Genomic DNA, 19,847 nt, shown 5'->3' with positions numbered 1-19,847 from the left:
GTATGATAATTTTTGGGGGTTGAATTATGAAAGAAAACAATATTCAAGATAATATTATAACTGAAAAAACAAATTCAATAAATGATATAAACAATAAAATAGGCAAAATATTAGAAAATAATTTAATATCAAATTTAATTATTATTGCTATAGGTTTTATCGCATCATTGGCAATGACTATATATTTTTATTTAAAGATTGTAAATATTGCTAAATTAATTGATGGTATTTATTCCACTAGTAATTCTAATATTTTTTCTATAGACATATTTTATTTTTATATATTTTATTTTTTATGTTTTAGTTTAATATTTTATATAAATAAAAATTTCAATTTAAAAAATATATTGATAACATTTCTATCAGTTATTTTTATATTAATTGTAGATTTAAGTACTAGTTTTTTTATAAGAAGTGTTGCCATAGATAATAATGATTTTTTTCTACAAATCTCTATTATAAAATATATATTTTCTGTTATAATATTTTTTATAATAATAGCTTTATCATATAATGGATTTCAAGTATTAAATTCCAAAACTATTTCAGAGTTCTTTACATTCTCGGCAGATATATCAATATTTGCAGTCTTAATAGCAGGCATAGTATCAACAGTATTTGGGATATTTGCAGCGATAGTTATATTTTTAATACAAGATATTATCAGTAGTTTAGATGAAAAAATTATATTTAAATTAATATTATTATCAATATCATTCTTAAGTTCAATATTTCCATTTTTGGTATATATAGTTTATAAAAACATGAAAACTAATATTTCTATATATTTATCAAGAATATTAATGCCTTTTAGTTTATTATTTATATTTATACTTTTGATTCTTTTATTAATGCCTGATATAAGACCTTATGATAACAGAGCTAGTTTTATACTTTATAATATTATGCTTGCTATAATTGTATTAAATATGTTCTTTATAAGAATAGATTATAAATCAAGTATATTTACTAAAGCAGTATATTTAATTCTTCCTATAATAGCTATTATTTTTGATATATTAGTATTAACTTCTTCTTTGTACAGATTAATAGAATACGGTATAAGCCCAAATAAAATAACATTGATAGGTACAAATTTAGTTATGCTAGGTAATTTGATTTTTATAACATTTTTTAATATAAAGTCTATACTAATAATATTCAAAAAATCTGATGATATTCCAAATATAAAAGAAATCACTATTGGAGATACTAAATCAGTATTTTATATATATCTCTATGGTATATGGGCTTTTATAGCATGTTTTATAATACCTGTATTATTTTCATTATTTAAATAAAAATTAATTATGAATTGACATAAAAATAAAATATTTTATAATGCAATTAGGCAATAACTATACAGCTTATATAAGTTCATAATATGGCTGAACGTTTCTACCAATTACCTCAATAATTGACTATAAGTTTTTGTGCCTTATTTTAATTAACGGAGGTATCAATATATGTCTAGTCTATTTATCAAAAATGCTTCTTCTATAGTTACATGCGATAATAATGATACGGTTCATAGCTCTAGTAATTTATTTATAGAAAACGGAGTTATAACTTATATAGGTAAAGAAACAAAAGAAGAAAAAAATGCAGATAAAGTAATTGACGCTGAAGGCTGTTTTGTATATCCGGGACTTATAAATACTCATCATCATTTATTTCAAATATTCACTAGAAATCTTCCGCAGGTTCAGAATATGGAATTATTTGAATGGCTTACTAATCTATACGAAATATGGAAAAATTTAAATAACGATGTTGTGTATTATAGTTCTATGACAGCGATGGGCGAATTACTAAAAACAGGCTGCACAACATGTTTTGATCATCATTATTTATTTCCTAATAACAATGCAGAAGGAATATTGGATTCTCAATTTGCTGCTGCTAAAGATTTGGGAATAAGAATGTATGCTTCAAGAGGAAGTATGGATTTGAGTAAAAAAGACGGAGGACTTCCTCCTGATTCTGTGGTTCAGTCAATAGATGATATTCTAAAAGACTGTCAGAGAGTAGTTGAAAAATATCATGATCCATCAAAATATTCTATGAACATGGTGGCATTAGCTCCTTGTGCTCCTTTCAATGTTACAGGAGAATTATTAAAGCAGTCAGCTGTTTTGGCTAGAGATTTGAAAGTAAGGCTTCATACACATTTATGCGAAACTAAAGATGAAGAAGTTTTTGTAAGAGAAAAATTCAATATGCGTCCTTTGGAATATATGGAATCTCTTGGCTGGGTTGGTGAAGATGTATGGTATGCTCATGGAATACATTTTAATGAAAAAGAGTTAAAATATTTGGCTGATACAAAAACAGGTGTAGCTCATTGTCCTATATCAAACATGAAATTAAGTTCAGGAGTTTGCAGAATACCTGAAATGCTTGAATTAGGAGTGCCTGTAGGTTTGGCAGTTGATGGAAGTGCAAGCAATGACGGTTCTAGTCTACTTGAAGAGATGAGAGTATGCTATTTACTTCATAGACTCAATTCCAGCGATAAAGCTCCTAGTGCCTACGATATATTGAAAATTGCAACAAATGGAGGTGCAAAAGTTTTAGGCAGAGATGATATAGGAAGTTTGGAAGTTGGAAAAGCAGGAGACTTATTCATGATAGATATGAGAAAATTAGAAATGGTAGGTGCTAATTTCGATCCTAAATCTTTATTCGGCACTATAGGCTGGAAAAATACTGTTGATTATACTGTTGTTAATGGAAAAGTTGTTGTGGAAAAAGGAAAAATTATTACTATAGATGAAGAAAAAATATATAAACTTGCTGATGATACAGAAAATAAATATCTCAGTAAATCCAAATAATAATAAAATAAGTAATTAACTCCTTGTAATATACAAAATATAAGCACGGCTTTATTAATAGAGCCGTGTTTTTTATTTTTGTATAATCAATTTTCTATATAATTGACAAATATATAATATGATATAGTATATAAAAAAGGAGAATAATAATTTTTATGATAAAAAATAATTATACCGTTTTAATTTTTGTATTAATTATAATCTTATCATGTCAAAGAAATAATATTTTAAGTCCTAAAGAAAGCGGAAATCTTATAATAATTCATATGAATGATACACATGGAAAAGATGAAGAAGAAAACGGAAAATATGGAGCTGCTAGAAGAGCCGCTTACATTAAACAAGTAAAATCCACTAATGATAATGTTTTGATTCTACATGCAGGAGATACTATTACAGGAAGTATTCTATCTGCTGTGCTTAAAGGTGATGATGAAGTGAGAATTATGAATAAACTTGGAGTAGCTGCTGCTGCTGTAGGAAATCACTTTATAGATTATGGACTTGATAATTTTAATAAAATAATGGAAAAAAGAAATTTCCCTACTCTTTCAGTAAATTTAAAGAATAAATACTATAATAGTTATTATGCAAAACCTTATATGGTTACAAACATAAACAGGATAAAAGTTGCCATAGTAGGAGTAACAGTAAAAAATGCAGGATATAATCCTCAATACAGTCAAAATTTAGTATTTGAAGATGAAATACAATCATTGAAAAAATTTATATCTGAAATTCCTTTAAATACCACTAATGACGTTACAATACTTCTAAGTCATGCAGGATATAATGTTGATATAGAAATTGCTAATGCTATGCCTAATACTTTTGATGTTATAATAGGCGGTCATACTCATACGGTACTTTATAATGCCAACATAGTAAATGGTACTCCTATAGTGCAGGCGGGATCTTACGGACAATATTTAGGAAATATCAATTTATATACTGATAATGGAAATATATTAAACTTTGATTATAAATTAGTACCAATGGATCAAAAAATAAAACAAGATCCTGATATGCTTGCTTTAGTTAATGAAATAAAAGATGAGGCTGTACAGTTATCAAGTGAAAAAATAGGTACTTTATCTGAAGATTTAAATTATAATGTTACAACAATAAGATCTAAATCTACATCTTTAGGAAATATAGTATGCGATTTAATATTAGATTCCAATCAGGATACAGATAAAGCAGAAATGGTTTTCATTAATGCCGGAGGAATACGAGCAGGATTAACAAAAGGAAATATAACATTAGCTAATATAATTTCTGTTTCACCATATGATAATGAAGTAATATTAGTTACATTAACAGGAAAAGATATACTTGATTTATTAAAGATAGCATGCAAAAAAAGTGCAGTAATACAAGGAAATTCCGGAGGAGGTTTTTTTCAAACATCAAGAGGAATGGAAGTTTTATATAATAGCAGCGGAGATTTAATATCTGCTAAACTAAATGGTTCTGCTATTAGTGAATCTAGATCATACAGAGTAGCATTATCTACATACATATACAATGGAGGTGATTATGTTGATGCTTCTGGAAAACCTATTGCTCAAAAAGGACAAAATATCAATATGACAGGTAAAGACTGCAGAGATGATATGATATCAAAAATAAAATCACTTGGAAATATAAATAGTAGCTATATAGATAATACTGTAAGAATTAATGTACAATAAATAAAATAAATATCATACTTAATTATTTGATTTAAGTATGATATTTTTTATTTTAAAACTTTCTTTTTAATACTATAGCTTTATGAGGACATAATTCCTGACAGCAGTAACAAGAAATACAATTTTTATAATAATATTCCGGCGGATAGTCTTTACCTTTTTTATCAAAATTAAGCGCAAGTGGTGTTACAGGACAAACCTTTACGCAGACACCGCATTTTACACATTTATTTTTTTCTATCACAGGTTTCGGTATTATAGTTGCAAAAAGTCTTTTAATGATAGGAAATCTGCTTAACTTCATTAAACTTCTTCCTACACCTATTCCTTTATGAGGCTTTTTGAAATCTGTTACTTTCACACTTTCTATACCATCTCCTACAACTTCTATTTTTTCTTTATCTGAGAAACCATGTTTAAATCCCATTTTCAAAGTTGGTATAGTGTTATAATCGAATGATATTATTTGAGAAGCAACATAATCCAAAGCAACTGCATCCGATGACACTATTAAAGCATTAACTTTTCTAGGGTTTCCATTTCTAGGACCATTTCCTTCCATAGCTAAAATTCCATCCATTATATAAAGCTTAGGATTAACAAGCTTATTCAAATCAAGAAGCATAGTAGAAAAATCTTCAAAATCCGGAAGCTTCAAATGATATTCAGCTTTTCTAAATCCTGGTATGCATCCGAATTGATTTTTTACAGCCCCTGTCATAGTTGTAAGTGCATGAGACTTCAATTTCGGCAAACTTATTATTACATCGGCTTCCTGTATAGGCTTTGCTATAGTAAAACTTTTCTCCTGAACCCCATCTTCATATGTAACCCCTACAGGTTCTTCAAAATCTGCATATTTAACATTCAATTTATTTGCTATTTCATCTATACCAGATTTCAGTGCCACACTGCTTCCCTTACCTATTCCAGGAGAATCACCATAGGAAATGTTTTTAGTTTTTTCCTGAAGTATAGATACAATAGCCTCAAATACCACAGGATGAGTTGTTACAGATTTCTCGGCAGTTTCTGCAGCTAAAAAATTAGGTTTAAGCAATACCTTATCATTTTCTTTAACAAATAAATCTATTCCTCCAATCAAATCTATAGCTTTTTTAATAGACGATTTAACTTCTTCTAAATCATAATTTTCACATTTTATTACAGCAACTTTACTCATAAAACTATCCTATTATTGCTAATAAAAATTGTTCGCATAGATACTCCGACAAGTAAACTTGCCGGACGCTCACAATTTTTATAATTAGCTTCTAATGCTTTAAATTTAATACTTTTATTATTGCTAATAAAAATTGTTCGCATAGATACTCCGACAAGTAAACTTGCCGGACGCTCACAATTTTTATAGTTAGCTTCTAATAATCTAAATTTAATACTTTTATTATTGCTAATAAAAATTGTTCACATAGACACTCCGACAAGTAAACTTGCCGGACGCTCACAATTTTTATAGTTAGCTTCTAATAATCTAAATTTAATACTTTTATTATTGCTAATAAAAATTGTTCTGACAAGTAAAATAATCATACGTTAACAATTTCTATTTTAAATTTTCAGTATCAAAAAATTAATCTTTATATAAATTATATAAAAATTAGTGTAATTGTAAATAGCTAAAATTATTAATATTATTAAATTTTTTATTTAACACATGGTAAGTAAATTTATATTCAAGATTAAAATTGCAATTATTACTTAATTCACATATTAAATTTTATTCAAGATGCGGAAATAAATGCTATAATATTTATTTAAACTTGGGTGGGTAGCTAAAATAACAATTAAAACTTTGTAAAAAAATAAAAATAATAAAAACTATAGGGCAGGCATGTAAATAAAGTTTTAAAATATATTTTTGATTCCCACCCTTTATATTTTGTAATTTATTTTGAATTTTTAATTTTTATTTTTCCTATTGACTAATTAGAATTTATAACACCCAGCAAAATTTTTATTAAATTTATAATATCCTCACCGCACGCAGAGTAAAATTTAAAATATAAAATGAATTAAAATTATAATATAAATAAAAAATTAAAATTGGTTTACCGTGCGTTAAATAATACTAAATTATAGAATATTTTTATAATCAAAATCATTTATCATTCTTATAATATTTATACCTGTTTTCCCTATATCGTATAGATATATCCTTGCCAAATAATGTAAATCTTATATAATTATATTTATATTTTATTTTGCTATAATACTCTTTTATTGTGTTAGAATCTATAAAAATAAGAAAATCTTTAGAAAAATATTTATCATAATCTTCTTTTTTAATATTTTCTACAACTTTATTCAAAGTATTTTTTATTATATCAAAAATCTTTCTCTCATCATCAGAAGTGAAATTTTTTGTTCTAAATGCAAGAAATGCTTCTCCCTCGATATATTTAGCAAATGATAAAGACTTACTCTCCCAAAAATTATATTTAGTATAAAACTCCTCTAATAACTCAAACCATTTTGGTATAGCTTCTAATAATATTTTAGGTTCTTTAACAGCTCTTTGTGAATCCTGTCCAGCCCTTTTTACATAATGATAATTTACAGTATGTTCAAAACTCACATTCTTAGTATACATTAAAAGTTCATGTGAAAATATACCATCTTCTCCAGGCTGAACATTCAAAGGATATCTTAAATATTTATAATTATCTAATATGCTTCTTTTTATAAACATTGACCAAGTTGGAAGTGCAGAATGATAATCTTTATTTACTCTTTTATCTAAATTCCAGAAACTGCTTAATACCACTAAATCACTACTATTATTTTTAGCATTATTATAAAAAACTTCAATAAAATTACTATCAATATAATCATCACTATCTATACAAAATAAATACTCGCCTTTCGCACTATCTATTCCGTCATTTCTTGCTGAAGATACTCCGGCATTTTTTTTATCTATTATAATTATTCTATTATCTTTATCAGCATATTCTTTTAATATTTCAAGAGAATCATCAGTAGAACCGTCATTAATACATATTATTTCTAAATCTTTGTATGTCTGATTAATTACACTATCTAGACAAGCCCTTAAATATTTTGAAACATTATAAACAGGTATTATTATACTAATCATAATCTTTATATCCGTATAAACTACAATTTACATATATTGATTTATTATATTATAACAAATTATTTTTTAAAGTACATCACATAAAAAAAGAGAGGCTAATAAATACCTCTCTTAAAAAAATTATTTAACATTAATTAATTAGTTTCATTTATGTATGATAATAGATTTTCGTATTGATTTTTCATATCCTCAGGAACTTTAGGATCATTAATAAGTTTCTCTAAATATTTTTTAGGCTCATCTTTTTCACCAGCTAATGCCATAATAACAGCCTTATAATAATGAGCTATATAAACCTCTTCAGAATTAGGATAATTTTTTATTATATCATCAAAATATTTATTAGCATTATCATAATCTTTTTTCTGAGCTTTTATCAAGCCAAAACCAAGTAAATATTTAGGCATTTTTTCTTTAGATATAGCTTTTTTCTGCATTAAAGCATCATATATCTTTTGAGATTCTACTTCATTACCTGATTCCATATATAAATCTAATTTCTCTAAAGTAGGTTCTTTATTTGCCAATACAGAATTTACTCGATCCAATTTCTCTATAGCGTTTTTCATATAAGGTACAAATTTTTCACCCTCAACATATCCTCCTACATTCTCTAATATAAAACCGTCAGCACTTATAAAAAGTATTGTAGGAAATCCGTTTACTCCATATCTTTGAGCTATTTCTGCACCTTCTTCTGAAGTCTCAGGATTTAATTTAACAGAAACCATCTTCTTAGCAACATCTATAACATCTTTATGTGAATAAGTATTTTTATCTAATTCTTTACACCAAGTACACCAATCAGTATAAACATCTATCATTATTGGCAAATTCTTTTCTTTAGCTTTCTTCATAGCAGTAGCCAAATCTTTTTCCCATTTTATTTCGGCACTTGCTTTATTGCATGAAATAATCGATGTAAACATTATAAAAAGTATCATTAATATATTTTTATTCATAGTTTTCTCCTTTTTTAATTATACTATTATAAAGTATTTATATAATAAAACAATATCTTTAATTAGAACTAAAATAATCTATAAAATCTAAATATTCATTTTTTATTCCGTCTGGTACTTGATTTGTAAGATTCTCTATATATTTTATACCCTCATTTGTCTGAGCATTATTAACTATCATATCCAAAGCTTTATAATAATGAGCTATATAAACTTCATTATAATTACTATATTTGCTTATTATCTCATCGAAATATTTCATTCCTTCTTCAAGTTTATTGTTATCTAAAAGCAAAAGAGCAATGCTTGACATATATTTAGCCATTTTATCTTCAGGTATTTTACTTTCTGATGTTAATTTATTATACATATCCAAAGCCTCATTATCATAACCTGACTCAAGATAAATATCTAATTTATCCAATGAAGCAGAATCATCTTTGAATATAACCTTTACTCTATCATTTCTTTCCTTCATACCATTCATTTCATTTATTAATTCATCGCTTTCAATATATCCAACTATTCTTTTTAAAATAAATCCATCACTATTGATAAAAAGCATAGTAGGAAAACCTAATATATTATATTTTTTAAGTATATCTTTACCATTAGACATTTTTTCAGGATTGAATTTTAATGCTATAAAATTTGTGCTGCTATCAATTACAGTTTTATTTTTAAAAGTAGTTTTGTCCATCTCTTTGCATGCACCGCACCAATCCGTATATATATCCATCATTATTATTTTATTTTCAGATTTTGATTTTTCAACTGATACATCAAAATCACTTTCCCAATTTATTTTACCAGCATTAGAACATGATACTAGCAATACAAAGCTAAAAATAATTATATATAATTTATTCATATTTTATTTTCCTTAATTATATATTATATTTATATTTTTATATATAAAAACAATCAATTTATATAAATGTAAATCAATAAACAATGCCTCCGCATAAAGTTATATCATTATCATAACATACACATGATTGTCCTTTAGCTATAATACCTGTAGGTTCATGAAATTTTATATTAATAGTATTTTCATCTATAGGAATAACAGCAGCCATAGTACCTTTATGTGCACTTCTAGTTTTTACTAATGCTTCAAATTCTTTTTGCTTAGGTTCTGCTATCCAATTAACATCATATATTTTTACTTCATTAACAAATGTATGATTTTTATTTCCAACATAAACAGTATTAGTCTCACTGTCTAATGCTACTATAAATAAAGGTTCTTTATAAGCTATACCCAAACCTTTTCTCTGCCCTACTGTATAATGCCATATTCCTTTATGATGCCCTAATATTTCATTAGTATCTATATTTATTATGCTGCCTTCTTTATCTTCATCAAATAATCTATGATACTCGCCTGCAAAAAAATCCTGACTCTCACTCTTTTCTGCAACATCTAAATTATATTCTCTTGCAATGTTTCTTGTATCTTCTTTTGTATTTTCATGCATTGGAAACATTATTTTAGATAATTGATCTTGAGTGAGTCTATACAAAAAATATGACTGATCTTTTATTAAATTTTTCCCTCTTAAGAGAAGATATCTTTTAGTTTTTTCATCGTATTTTACACCAGCATAATGTCCTGTAGCAAATTTATCAAATTCTAAACCTTGTTTCTCTATAGCCTCAAATAAAGCCATAAATTTAATCTGACTATTACACATTATACAAGGGTTTGGAGTGAATCCTTTTTTATAAGATTCAGTAACATAATCTATAACTTTTTTCTGAAACATCTCGCTTATATCGAATGCATAATAATCTATACCTATTGCCTTTGCATATTTTTCGCATTCCTCTACAATATTTTTCTGATAAGGGCTATAACATGAACCGCTTAAAGGTGCTCTTTCATCTCCATTCCATAAAAGCATAGTAACACCGAATACATCATTACCTTGCTCTTTTAAAAGTTTTGCTGTAGTAGTAGAATCAACTCCTGCACTCATTCCAACCGCTATTTTTGCCATACTACTCTCCTTTTATTCTTTATATAATATTATAATATTTAATTTAATAAAAATTACAAATAAGAAAACATTTTAAATTTTTTATATGACTTAAACAACTATATTTTGTCAAAAATAAATTTATATTTTTGTTTTTATATCTGGGGCTTTGCTGCGAAGCACACAGTCGTACCATACCCCAGTTCTTTTACAGAGTAGGTACCTTTCGGTATTGGTATAAGGCACAGCCCGCCTTCGGCGAGAAGCAGGCACAGCCCGCCTCGCTGTCCACCTATGGTGTCGGCAGGAGAAAGGCTATATTTGAACTTAAATGTAATAAATTATTTTACATATAAGACTATTTTAGTATGATTTAGTACTAATTTTATACTTACACTTTCGCGAAGCGTGCCGACGAAGTCCACCTGCGGGGTGATGGCATCAACTTTGGGAAGCCCACCTGCGACCGAAGGGAGTACCTTTAGGTAGGTGTGCGGCGGGAAAAACTTGAATAAAATAAAAAAACTTAAATATTTTTAATATATTATATTTTTTCAGCAGAACTTTTACTTATCCAGCCTTTGAAATTACCTTTAACATAATACCAATTAGTATATTCTTCAAGTACTTTCAATTTCTCGCCTTCAGATATTTGTGAAACTATAGATGACTTTGTACTGCTTCCGCTGTATAGATTGGCATTATCTATTGTTATTACATAATCAGAATTTATATTATTATTTAATATTGCAGTAGGTATTAAAAGAACTATCGAAAGCATTAATAAAAATTTATTTATTTTTTTACTCTTTATAAACATTATTATCATTAAAGTAAAAGAGATTAAAAACAGCATTAAAAATCCATACATTATAATTATAAGCTGTGAATCATAATCATTATTGCCTGTTAATGAATTTATCATCACTTTTGTTTCCTTATCAAAAGGAGATATATTCAAAGCCTTTTCATAATAAAGAACTGCATATCCATTGCTTCCAATAGCCGCATAAGATGAAGCTAAATTATAATACAAATCTTTTGAAACAAAATTAGATGCTGCAATATCTTTATACAAATAATTAGCCTCTAAATATTTGCCGTCATTATAAAGTTTATTAGCAGATTCAAATAAATTATTTAATTTATCCAAATCAGCTGCACTGCATAAATAATATGATTGAAACAAAAGTAATACTATAATTAATTTTTTCATATAAATATATAACCTATCATATAAAATTACTTTTTAATTTTTAATTCTTTTATATATTTTACTAATTCTATAGATTTTGTATGATAATCTTCATTTCCTGATGATTTACCTGAATACAATTCAAAATTACATTTATCAATTATATTTTTTATCTCATTAGCTTTTTCATAATCAATATAATCTCTTAATTTATCATACAAAACATTATCATCTTGTATATTAAATTTATTTTTTACAGCAGTAAGTAAAAGATTTTCTACAGATTTACAATACTCTTTTCTGTTATTAGAATTATAATAATTTAAAATATCATCCATACTATTATCTTTATTATCTTTTTTAGCAAATGAAAATTTTATATTACTAAATCTTTTAGCATTATAAATAATCAAAGAAGCAATTATCAATATTAATATATAAATATAAATTATATTAATACTTAATACTTTGAAATTTTTATCTTCTTTAAGATATGTATTTCTTATAGCTATAGTATTTATTTCTTCACCGTCATTATTAACAAAAGAATTATTATTAATTTTACTTCCTGATATTGTTAAGCTTATAGGATTAGAATGTATATTAGTATAAGTTTTATCATTAGGAGAAAAATAACAGAAATTAATACTAGCAATAGAAGAAGCACCTTCATTTTTAGCTACTAAAATATATTCTTTTACTTTTCTTCCAAGCATTTTATTATCATCAAACCAATTAGTCTCATATATTTTAGGCTGATAAACAGAAAAATAATTCGTAATATTATCATTAATATTAGGCATTGTTATTATAGAAGTATTACCTTCGCCGGAAACTTCCATTGTAATTAGAAGCTCTTCTCCCACAGCAACATTAGTTTTATTTACTCTTGTAGTAAAAATAAAATTTCCAACTCCTCCTGAAAAATTTTCAAAACCTTTTTTATCAGGAAGAGGAAGCACTTTTATAGAGAAAGTCTCTTCTCCATATTGTACTCTGTCATAAAACATACCGTCTTTTTCAAATACAAAAGGAGTAGTTAATATATCCTTAGTACCCGTTTTTACCGGATAAAGAACTTCTCTTTTTAATGGTATACTGCTTACTCTTTTTCCTTCTATTATTTCAGTGAAAGTATTATACTTTGAAGAATCCGAATATGAAATAAAATCCGTTCTGTCTGGTATCTTAGAAAATCCAAGAACTGTAACAGGAATATGAGTATAAGCCTTTTGTGTTATATATATAGGCTCATACATATATACTTCTTTTTTGTTAATACTATTGTCCACATATATATCATCAGCATAATTCATAAAGTCATTGAATCTGTTTCCGCTTGGAGTATAAGAATCATCATTTCTAGTAGGAGCACTTACAACTTCTATCTCTACAGGATTTGATACATATGTTCTATTATTAATTTTAACAGTTATATGATCAAATTTATATTTACCTTCGCTATTTGCAACATAAGTAAAATTATATGTTTTTATAGATTTGAAAGTTCCTGAAGAATACATCATATTAATTGACTGAGATGTGCCTCTTAATGTAAGACCTGGAATATCATCTATTAAAACTCTTCCTGAACTATTATCTATAGTTACAGAAACAGTGAACACCTCACCTACACCAACTTTAGTATCTGATATTTTTGTATTGATGCTGGTTTGAGAAAATAAAGATGAACAAGCAATAAAAAATACTGCCAATATATATTTTAAAGCTGTATTACCAATCCTTATCAATTCTGCCTCCGCCGTAATATTGATCTCCATTATCTTTATCTTTTCTATACTGTCTTAAAGACTCTAATAATCTATCTATATCTGATTTACTGTCTTGATTGTCATTTTGATTATTATCTCCGCCATTATTATTTTGGTTATCCTGATTATTGTCTCCGCCATTGTTATTCTGATTATCATTATTTCCATCATTATTTTGATTATCTTGATTATTATTATTCTGATCGTTTTGATTGTTCTGATTATTTTGATTATCTTGATTTTGATCGTTTTGATTATTTTGATTATCCTGATTATCATTATTCTGATTATCTTGATTATTTTGATCATTATTTCCAGAACCGCTGTTATTATTATCGCTTTGTCCTTGCTGATTTTGATCTTGATTCTGCTGCATACTAGGACCTGCATTATTATTCTGTTTTTGTTCTTCTAATTTTTTCTGTGCATATTCTAATGCCATTTTTGAATTGCTGTCATCTGGAGTATTAACAAGAGATTCAACTAATTCATTTATAGCACCCTGATAATCTTCCATTTCAATTCTACTAAGTCCTGCATTATAATGTACTGAGCTTTTCATTTCTTTACTTGTATTATCTGTAAAGCTTTTTTTAGCCATATCAAATAATTGTACAGCACTGTTCATATCGCCTATAGATGACATAGTAGTACCCATATTATAAAATATTTCAGGGGAATTAGGTACTTTACTTAAAGCCTTTTCATATAAACTTACAGCTCCGTCATAATCGCCTTTCTTCATAAGTCTGTTTGCTCTGTCAACATCTAGTTTTGCTGTAAACTCATTGAATGAAAAAGCATATATATTTGAAATAAAGCTCAATAAAAATATTATAATCAATAAACTGATTTTTTTCATTTTCATAATACCTCTTAATAATTCCTAACTTCAGACTTTCTATTAAGTATTTTCTCTCTTATTATTTTTTCTTTAATTGTTTCTCTCACCTTTATTTGAGTTAAAATATTAAATATACTTGCCAAAAATATCAAACCTGCAGAAATAGCCAAAAATATTTGAAATCTTTCTTTATAGCTTCTATTATTTCTAACAGCTGAAACACTATCCATACTCTGCTTCATATCATCAAATATACTTTCAAGTGAAACATTTTCTGCAATATAGCTTTTTCCATGAGTAGAATCAGCTATTAATTTTAATGTATTATCATCTCTTTTTGAAACAACTGATTTTTCTCTAACTCCTAAATCTGTACTTATAGTAGCCCCTACCTCAGTTCCAACTCCAACAGTATATACACTGACATTCATTTCATTTAATTGCTTTAATATATCATCAAAATAACCGCCATGATCTTCACCGTCAGTTATTAATATAATAGATTTTTTACTTACAGCATCAACATTAAAAGTATTCTTAGCTGTAACTAAAGCATCTGCTATTCTAGTACCTTGTAAAGTAACTGATTTAGTTGTCAAATTATCAAGTATATAAGTAAATGTTTCCATATCCTGAGTAAAAGGAGAAGCTATAAAACTAGTTCCTGCAAAACCTACCAATGCTACAGATAAATTATCGGTTTTTTTAACAAATTTTTCTATTTCTAATTTTGCCCTTTCAAGTCTTGAAGGCCATACATCGTCAGCATCCATTGATCTTGATAAGTCTAATGCGATCGTTACCATATAATTATCTGTTTTAATTTTCTGCTCTATTATTCCCCATTTAGGCTGCATCAAAGCAAATACCAAGCTTGCAGATGCAAGTATCATAAATATAATAGAAAATATTCTCAAATTTGATATTCTTTTATAATTTTTATCATTTTGAAAATTCAAGTTTTTAGTAAATATTGATAAAACTTTATGCACTTTTCTTCTAGACATAATAAATAAAATTATCAGTACAGGAAGAAATATATATAAAACAATAAATTTAAAATCTCCAAAAAACATATCATTTCCATTTAAAATAAAATATTATTAATATTATACCTATATTTGGTATAATATCAATACGCTAATCTTTCATAATAATAACCATTATATTTAAAATATATTAAAAACAATATTTCAATTTTCAATTAATGTTGCTTTAGCAATAGAATTTTATATATAAATATTCTATCATTCTTTTCATAAGATACTAGAAGATAATAAAGGATTTTATAAATGAAAAGAAGAATAATAAAAATTGATGAAGATAAATGCACAGGCTGCGGAATATGCATACCAGATTGCCCAGAAGGAGCTTTGCAGGTAATAGACGGAAAGGCAAGACTTATAAGCGATTTATTCTGCGATGGGCTTGGTGCTTGTATAAAGGCTTGTCCTGAAAATGCTATGGAGATAGAAGAAAGAGAAGCTGAAGAATATGATGAAAGTAAAGTAATGGAAAATATTGTAAAAGGCGGTGCAAATGTTATAAAAGCACATCTTGAACATTTAAGAGATCATGGAGAAGATAAGCTCTTTAATGAAGCTGTAAAATATTTAAAAGATCATAATATGGAGGTTCCTAATATGGAAGAAAATAAACAATGCGGATGTCCAGGAAGCATGCAAAAAGATATGAGAAATCAATTCAGAGGAGAAAATAATAATAACAATATACAAATGAATTCAGAATTAAGAAATTGGCCTATACAATTAAAATTAATGAATCCTAATGCTAATTATTTAGATAATGCCGACTTACTTATAGCTGCTGACTGTGTGCCTTTTTCTTATCCGAATTTTCATTCTAGATTTTTGAAAAATAAAACTCTTTTGATGTTCTGCCCAAAATTAGATACTGATATAGACAGTTATATAGAAAAACTAGTTAACATATTTACAAACAAAAATATTAAATCTATATCCATAGTAAGAATGGAAGTTCCTTGCTGCGGAGGAGTTGAAATGATAGTTCAGAAAGCACTTGAAATTGCTAATAAGAACATAATAATTAAGGAATATATAATTTCAATAGATGGCCATATAATTTAATGATTTTTTTCACATCTTGAATTTTTATAAATATATGATATAGTAATTTTATATGAAGCATATATTTATATTAAAATTATAATAAAAAATTCAAAGAATACTATCTTCTCTTAAATAAGAAGGAGTATTCTTTTTTTATATAAAAATAAAAATATTTATTATAATAAGAAAGGTTCATAAAATGTTTTTAGAAGATTGCATAATAATAAATAATATAAAAATATCAAATGATAAATATCTGATTAGAGTAAAATCAAAAGAAAGCTATAAACATGCCAAAGCAGGACAATTCTTCATGCTTAAAAGTAATACTTTTTTAAGACGTCCAATAAGTCTGCATTATATCGATAATGATATACTTGAATTTTATTATCAAGTAAAAGGCGAAGGCACAGAGTATTTATCAAAATTAAAAGAAAATGATACTATTAATATTCAAGGGCCATTAGGAAACGGATTTGATACAAATATCAATAATAAAAAAATATTAATAGTAGCAGGAGGAATGGGAATAGCCCCTATTAAACTTTTAATAGAAAAATTAAACAATTCCAATAACTCTATAACATTGATAATGGGCGGCGCCGATTCAAGTGCAATAAAAATAATGGACAGATTCAATACCAATAATATTGATTTACACATTACAACTGATGACGGTTCTGTCGGTGATAAATGCAATACAGTTGATAAAACTAAAGAATTATTAAAAGAAAAAACTTTTGATATTATATACACTTGCGGCCCTACGGTTATGATGAAAGCATTGATTAAAACGGCTAAAGAAAATAATATACTTTGCTATGCCTCACTTGAAGAGAGAATGGCTTGCGGAGTTAATGCATGCTTAGGCTGCAATATAGAAATAAAAGATGAAAAGTCTGGATATATACTTAAAAAAGTTTGTCATGACGGCCCTGTATTCAATGCTGAATTATTAAACTTTTAAATTATTACAATATATGGATAAATTTATGAGCAGATTAAATATAAATTTTTTAGGAAAAGAATTAAAAAATAATGTTATAACATCTTCAGGCTGTTTCGGATTCGGTGAAGAATACAGCAATTATTTTGATGTTAATGAACTTGGAGCAGTTAACTTAAAAGGCATAACATTAAATAAAAAAGACGGCAATAAAGGTACTCGTATAGCGGAAACTCCTTCAGGTATGATAAACTGCATAGGACTTGAAAATCCTGGAATAGAGTATTTTAAAGATAATATAATAAAAAATATAAAATATTCTGCCCCTATAATACTCAATATAAATGGTGCTACTATAGATGAATATGTAAAAGTAGCTGAAATAGCAAATGAAATAGAAAGAGTTGATTTTATAGAGCTTAATATATCATGTCCTAATGTAAAAAATGGAGGAATGGCATTTGGAGCAAGCTGTGAAAGTGCCGAATCTACTACAAAGGCTGTAAAAAAAGTTCTTAGCAAAAAGACTTTAATAGTAAAATTATCTCCGAATGTTACAGATATAGCAAGTATAGCAAAAGCAGTTGAAGATGCTGGGGCTGACAGTGTATCACTTGTAAATACATTCTTATCTATGAAAATAGATACTAAAACTAGAAAACCATTACTTGGAAATATATTTGGTGGATTATCAGGTGCATGCATACGTCCTATAGCTGTAAGAATGGTTTATCAAGTATATAAGGCAGTAAAAATACCTATTGTTGGTATGGGCGGTATCACTAATTATAATGATGCTTTAGAGTTTATACTTGCTGGTGCATCTTTAGTTTCTATAGGTGCCGGAATATTTTCAAACCCTATTCTTCCTATAGAGGTTATAAATGGAATAGATAATTATCTTAAAGAAAATAATATCAGCAATATAAAAGATATAATAGGAGCAGCACATTTATAACTTTATCAAAATATTTAAGTTTTAAAATATAATAAATAATTTGATTATAAAAAATATAAAAGGATAAATTATGACAAAATTAACTGAAAACCCAAAAGAAAGATTAATCATAGCATTAGATTTTAATTCTATGGGAGAAGCTACAAAACTTATAGATGAGCTTGGAGATGAGGCTGTATTTTATAAAGTAGGACTAGAACTCTTTTTATACACTAAAGGTGAAATAATAGAATATTTAGCTAGTAAAAATAAAAAAGTATTTTTAGACTTAAAATTCCATGATATACCTAATACTACAGCTATGGCTTCATTATTCGCTGCTAAACAGAATGTATTTATGTTCAATGTACATACAAGCGGCGGTAAAAAGATGATGGAAAAAACTGTACAAGAGATAAAAAAACTTAATAAAGATAATTTAATAATAGGCGTAACAATATTAACAAGCCTTTCTGAAAATGATGTAAAAAATATGTTCAGCTCTAATTTGCCTCTTACAGATTTGGCAGTTAATTGGGCTAAATTAGGAAAAGAATCCGGACTTGATGGTGTTGTATGCTCTCCTAAAGAAGCAGCTGTTATAAAAAGAGAATGCGGAGAGAATTTCAGAACAATTTGTCCAGGTGTAAGACCTAAATGGGCAAGCACTGATGATCAGGAAAGAGTAATGACTCCTAAAGAAGCTATTGAAAATGGATGTGATTATCTTGTTGTTGGAAGACCTATTACAAGAAATGAAGACAGAGTAAAAGCCTGCAAAATGATTGTTGAAGAAATTGCTGAAGGTATGGAGAATAATAAAAAGGCAAAATCAAGATTGATAGCAGGTGCTTTATTAGAAACTAAAGCGGTTAAACTTAATGTTAAAGAGCCTTTCACATTTGTATCAGGAATAAAAAGCCCTATATACTGCGATAACAGATATGTAATAGGATTCCCTGAAGCAAGAAAGGTTATAGTTGATGCTTTTGTAAGTATTTTAAAAGATAAAGATTTTGATGTTATAGCTGGTACTGCAACAGCAGGAATACCTTGGGCTTCTTTCATAGCTTATGAACTTAATAAACCTTTATGCTATATAAGAGCAGAGAAAAAAGAACATGGAAGAGGAAAACAGATAGAAGGTGCTGAGTGTGATGGTAAGAAATTAATATTGATAGAAGATTTGATATCTACAGGAGGAAGTTCTATAAAGGCATTTGAAGCAGCTAAAGCTGAAGGAGCTATAGGACTTGAAATTATATCAATATTTACTTATGAATTTGAAAAAGCATATAAAAACTTTGAAGAAGCTGGAATTAAATTCTCATCTCTTTCTAATTTCTCATCTCTTATGGAAATAGCTAAAGATGAAAAGTACATAACAGAAGAAGAATTATCCAAAGCTTTAGAATGGAATAAAAATCCTGATGCTTGGGGAAAATAAATAAAATTTAAAAAAAATAAAAA

The 19,847-nt window shown here is 27.0% G+C and carries 16 protein-coding genes and 1 riboswitch; of the genes, 7 read left to right on the top strand and 9 right to left on the bottom strand.

The window, feature by feature from the left end; genetic code table 11:
• Positions 1–26: 26 nt before the first annotated feature.
• The 3 genes from BHYOB78_RS04005 (at position 27) to BHYOB78_RS03995 (ending at position 4,531) form a co-directional block, all read left to right on the top strand.
• The gene (locus tag BHYOB78_RS04005; protein ID WP_020064125.1) at positions 27–1,301 is read left to right on the top strand and encodes a hypothetical protein; all 1,275 of its coding nucleotides are present in this window, start codon (positions 27–29) and stop codon (positions 1,299–1,301) included.
• A gap of 46 nt (positions 1,302–1,347) precedes the next feature.
• A riboswitch (purine riboswitch) is annotated at positions 1,348–1,444 on the top strand.
• Between the two features lie 22 nt (positions 1,445–1,466).
• Complete coding sequence (locus BHYOB78_RS04000; protein WP_020064126.1) at positions 1,467–2,837, top strand: 8-oxoguanine deaminase; 1,371 nt, start codon at positions 1,467–1,469, stop codon at positions 2,835–2,837.
• A gap of 155 nt (positions 2,838–2,992) precedes the next feature.
• Entirely contained in the window at positions 2,993–4,531 is a 1,539-nt protein-coding gene (locus tag BHYOB78_RS03995; RefSeq protein ID WP_012672098.1) for a bifunctional metallophosphatase/5'-nucleotidase, read from the top strand.
• 52 nt (positions 4,532–4,583) lie between these two features.
• Here the strand turns inward: BHYOB78_RS03995 and BHYOB78_RS03990 are convergent, their stop codons facing one another.
• The 9 genes from BHYOB78_RS03990 to BHYOB78_RS03950 form a co-directional block, all read right to left on the bottom strand.
• A complete protein-coding gene (locus BHYOB78_RS03990) occupies positions 4,584–5,714 on the bottom strand; it encodes a DUF362 domain-containing protein (protein ID WP_020064127.1) in 1,131 nt (376 codons plus the stop codon).
• Between the two features lie 936 nt (positions 5,715–6,650).
• Positions 6,651–7,649, bottom strand: coding sequence for a glycosyltransferase family 2 protein (locus BHYOB78_RS03985; RefSeq protein WP_020064128.1), 999 nt, complete (start codon positions 7,647–7,649; stop codon positions 6,651–6,653).
• 134 nt (positions 7,650–7,783) lie between these two features.
• Positions 7,784–8,611 (bottom strand): thioredoxin fold domain-containing protein, encoded by an 828-nt coding sequence (locus BHYOB78_RS03980; protein ID WP_012672095.1) that lies wholly within the window; start codon positions 8,609–8,611, stop codon positions 7,784–7,786.
• A 58-nt stretch (positions 8,612–8,669) separates the two neighbouring features.
• Positions 8,670–9,482, bottom strand: coding sequence for a thioredoxin fold domain-containing protein (locus BHYOB78_RS03975; RefSeq protein WP_012672094.1), 813 nt, complete (start codon positions 9,480–9,482; stop codon positions 8,670–8,672).
• Between the two features lie 73 nt (positions 9,483–9,555).
• Complete coding sequence (gene mnmA / locus BHYOB78_RS03970; protein ID WP_012672093.1) at positions 9,556–10,614, bottom strand: tRNA 2-thiouridine(34) synthase MnmA; 1,059 nt, start codon at positions 10,612–10,614, stop codon at positions 9,556–9,558.
• Positions 10,615–11,137: 523 nt separating this feature from the next.
• On the bottom strand, positions 11,138–11,809 hold the full coding sequence (locus BHYOB78_RS03965; protein ID WP_012672092.1) for an SH3 domain-containing protein: 672 nt from the start codon (positions 11,807–11,809) through the stop codon (positions 11,138–11,140).
• Between the two features lie 26 nt (positions 11,810–11,835).
• Positions 11,836–13,569: a BatD family protein gene (locus tag BHYOB78_RS03960; protein ID WP_038369829.1), complete on the bottom strand. Its 1,734-nt coding sequence runs from the start codon at positions 13,567–13,569 to the stop codon at positions 11,836–11,838.
• Positions 13,523–14,428 (bottom strand): tetratricopeptide repeat protein, encoded by a 906-nt coding sequence (locus BHYOB78_RS03955; RefSeq protein WP_020064130.1) that lies wholly within the window; start codon positions 14,426–14,428, stop codon positions 13,523–13,525. Before BHYOB78_RS03955 ends, BHYOB78_RS03960 begins: the two co-directional genes overlap by 47 nt.
• 8 nt (positions 14,429–14,436) lie before the next feature.
• Positions 14,437–15,480 carry a vWA domain-containing protein gene (locus BHYOB78_RS03950; RefSeq protein ID WP_020064131.1) on the bottom strand — a complete coding sequence of 348 codons (1,044 nt, stop codon included), beginning with the start codon at positions 15,478–15,480 and terminating at the stop codon, positions 14,437–14,439.
• A gap of 216 nt (positions 15,481–15,696) precedes the next feature.
• Between BHYOB78_RS03950 and BHYOB78_RS03945 the strand changes: the two genes are divergently transcribed.
• The 4 genes from BHYOB78_RS03945 (at position 15,697) to pyrF (ending at position 19,824) form a co-directional block, all read left to right on the top strand.
• A complete protein-coding gene (locus tag BHYOB78_RS03945) occupies positions 15,697–16,512 on the top strand; it encodes an ATP-binding protein (protein ID WP_012672088.1) in 816 nt (271 codons plus the stop codon).
• Positions 16,513–16,693: 181 nt separating this feature from the next.
• The gene (locus BHYOB78_RS03940) at positions 16,694–17,461 is read left to right on the top strand and encodes a dihydroorotate dehydrogenase electron transfer subunit (RefSeq protein WP_020064132.1); all 768 of its coding nucleotides are present in this window, start codon (positions 16,694–16,696) and stop codon (positions 17,459–17,461) included.
• A 25-nt stretch (positions 17,462–17,486) separates the two neighbouring features.
• Positions 17,487–18,398 carry a dihydroorotate dehydrogenase gene (locus BHYOB78_RS03935; protein ID WP_028331300.1) on the top strand — a complete coding sequence of 304 codons (912 nt, stop codon included), beginning with the start codon at positions 17,487–17,489 and terminating at the stop codon, positions 18,396–18,398.
• 70 nt (positions 18,399–18,468) lie between these two features.
• Complete coding sequence (gene pyrF, locus BHYOB78_RS03930) at positions 18,469–19,824, top strand: orotidine-5'-phosphate decarboxylase (RefSeq protein ID WP_020064134.1); 1,356 nt, start codon at positions 18,469–18,471, stop codon at positions 19,822–19,824.
• Positions 19,825–19,847: the final 23 nt, after the last annotated feature.

The organism is Brachyspira hyodysenteriae ATCC 27164 (assembly GCF_001676785.2).
GTDB classification, from domain to species: Bacteria; Spirochaetota; Brachyspiria; order Brachyspirales; family Brachyspiraceae; genus Brachyspira; species Brachyspira hyodysenteriae.
Note: the sequence above shows the minus strand (reverse complement) of the source record. Positions and strands in the feature narration are given on the sequence as shown.

Excerpts from the sequence above, each read along its gene's own strand:
- BHYOB78_RS03995 (WP_012672098.1), top strand. The coding sequence starts at position 2,993 with ATGATAAAAAATAATTATACCGTTTTAATTTTTGTATTAATTATAATC.
- BHYOB78_RS03955 (WP_020064130.1), bottom strand. The coding sequence starts at position 14,428 with ATGAAAATGAAAAAAATCAGTTTATTGATTATAATATTTTTATTGAGC.
- BHYOB78_RS03935 (WP_028331300.1), top strand. The coding sequence starts at position 17,487 with ATGAGCAGATTAAATATAAATTTTTTAGGAAAAGAATTAAAAAATAAT.
- BHYOB78_RS03940 (WP_020064132.1), top strand. The coding sequence starts at position 16,694 with ATGTTTTTAGAAGATTGCATAATAATAAATAATATAAAAATATCAAAT.
- BHYOB78_RS04000 (WP_020064126.1), top strand. The coding sequence starts at position 1,467 with ATGTCTAGTCTATTTATCAAAAATGCTTCTTCTATAGTTACATGCGAT.
- BHYOB78_RS03975 (WP_012672094.1), bottom strand. The coding sequence starts at position 9,482 with ATGAATAAATTATATATAATTATTTTTAGCTTTGTATTGCTAGTATCA.
- BHYOB78_RS03950 (WP_020064131.1), bottom strand. The coding sequence starts at position 15,480 with ATGTTTTTTGGAGATTTTAAATTTATTGTTTTATATATATTTCTTCCT.
- BHYOB78_RS04005 (WP_020064125.1), top strand. The coding sequence starts at position 27 with ATGAAAGAAAACAATATTCAAGATAATATTATAACTGAAAAAACAAAT.
- mnmA (WP_012672093.1), bottom strand. The coding sequence starts at position 10,614 with ATGGCAAAAATAGCGGTTGGAATGAGTGCAGGAGTTGATTCTACTACT.
- pyrF (WP_020064134.1), top strand. The coding sequence starts at position 18,469 with ATGACAAAATTAACTGAAAACCCAAAAGAAAGATTAATCATAGCATTA.
- BHYOB78_RS03945 (WP_012672088.1), top strand. The coding sequence starts at position 15,697 with ATGAAAAGAAGAATAATAAAAATTGATGAAGATAAATGCACAGGCTGC.
- BHYOB78_RS03980 (WP_012672095.1), bottom strand. The coding sequence starts at position 8,611 with ATGAATAAAAATATATTAATGATACTTTTTATAATGTTTACATCGATT.
- BHYOB78_RS03965 (WP_012672092.1), bottom strand. The coding sequence starts at position 11,809 with ATGAAAAAATTAATTATAGTATTACTTTTGTTTCAATCATATTATTTA.
- BHYOB78_RS03990 (WP_020064127.1), bottom strand. The coding sequence starts at position 5,714 with ATGAGTAAAGTTGCTGTAATAAAATGTGAAAATTATGATTTAGAAGAA.
- BHYOB78_RS03960 (WP_038369829.1), bottom strand. The coding sequence starts at position 13,569 with ATGGAGATCAATATTACGGCGGAGGCAGAATTGATAAGGATTGGTAAT.
- BHYOB78_RS03985 (WP_020064128.1), bottom strand. The coding sequence starts at position 7,649 with ATGATTAGTATAATAATACCTGTTTATAATGTTTCAAAATATTTAAGG.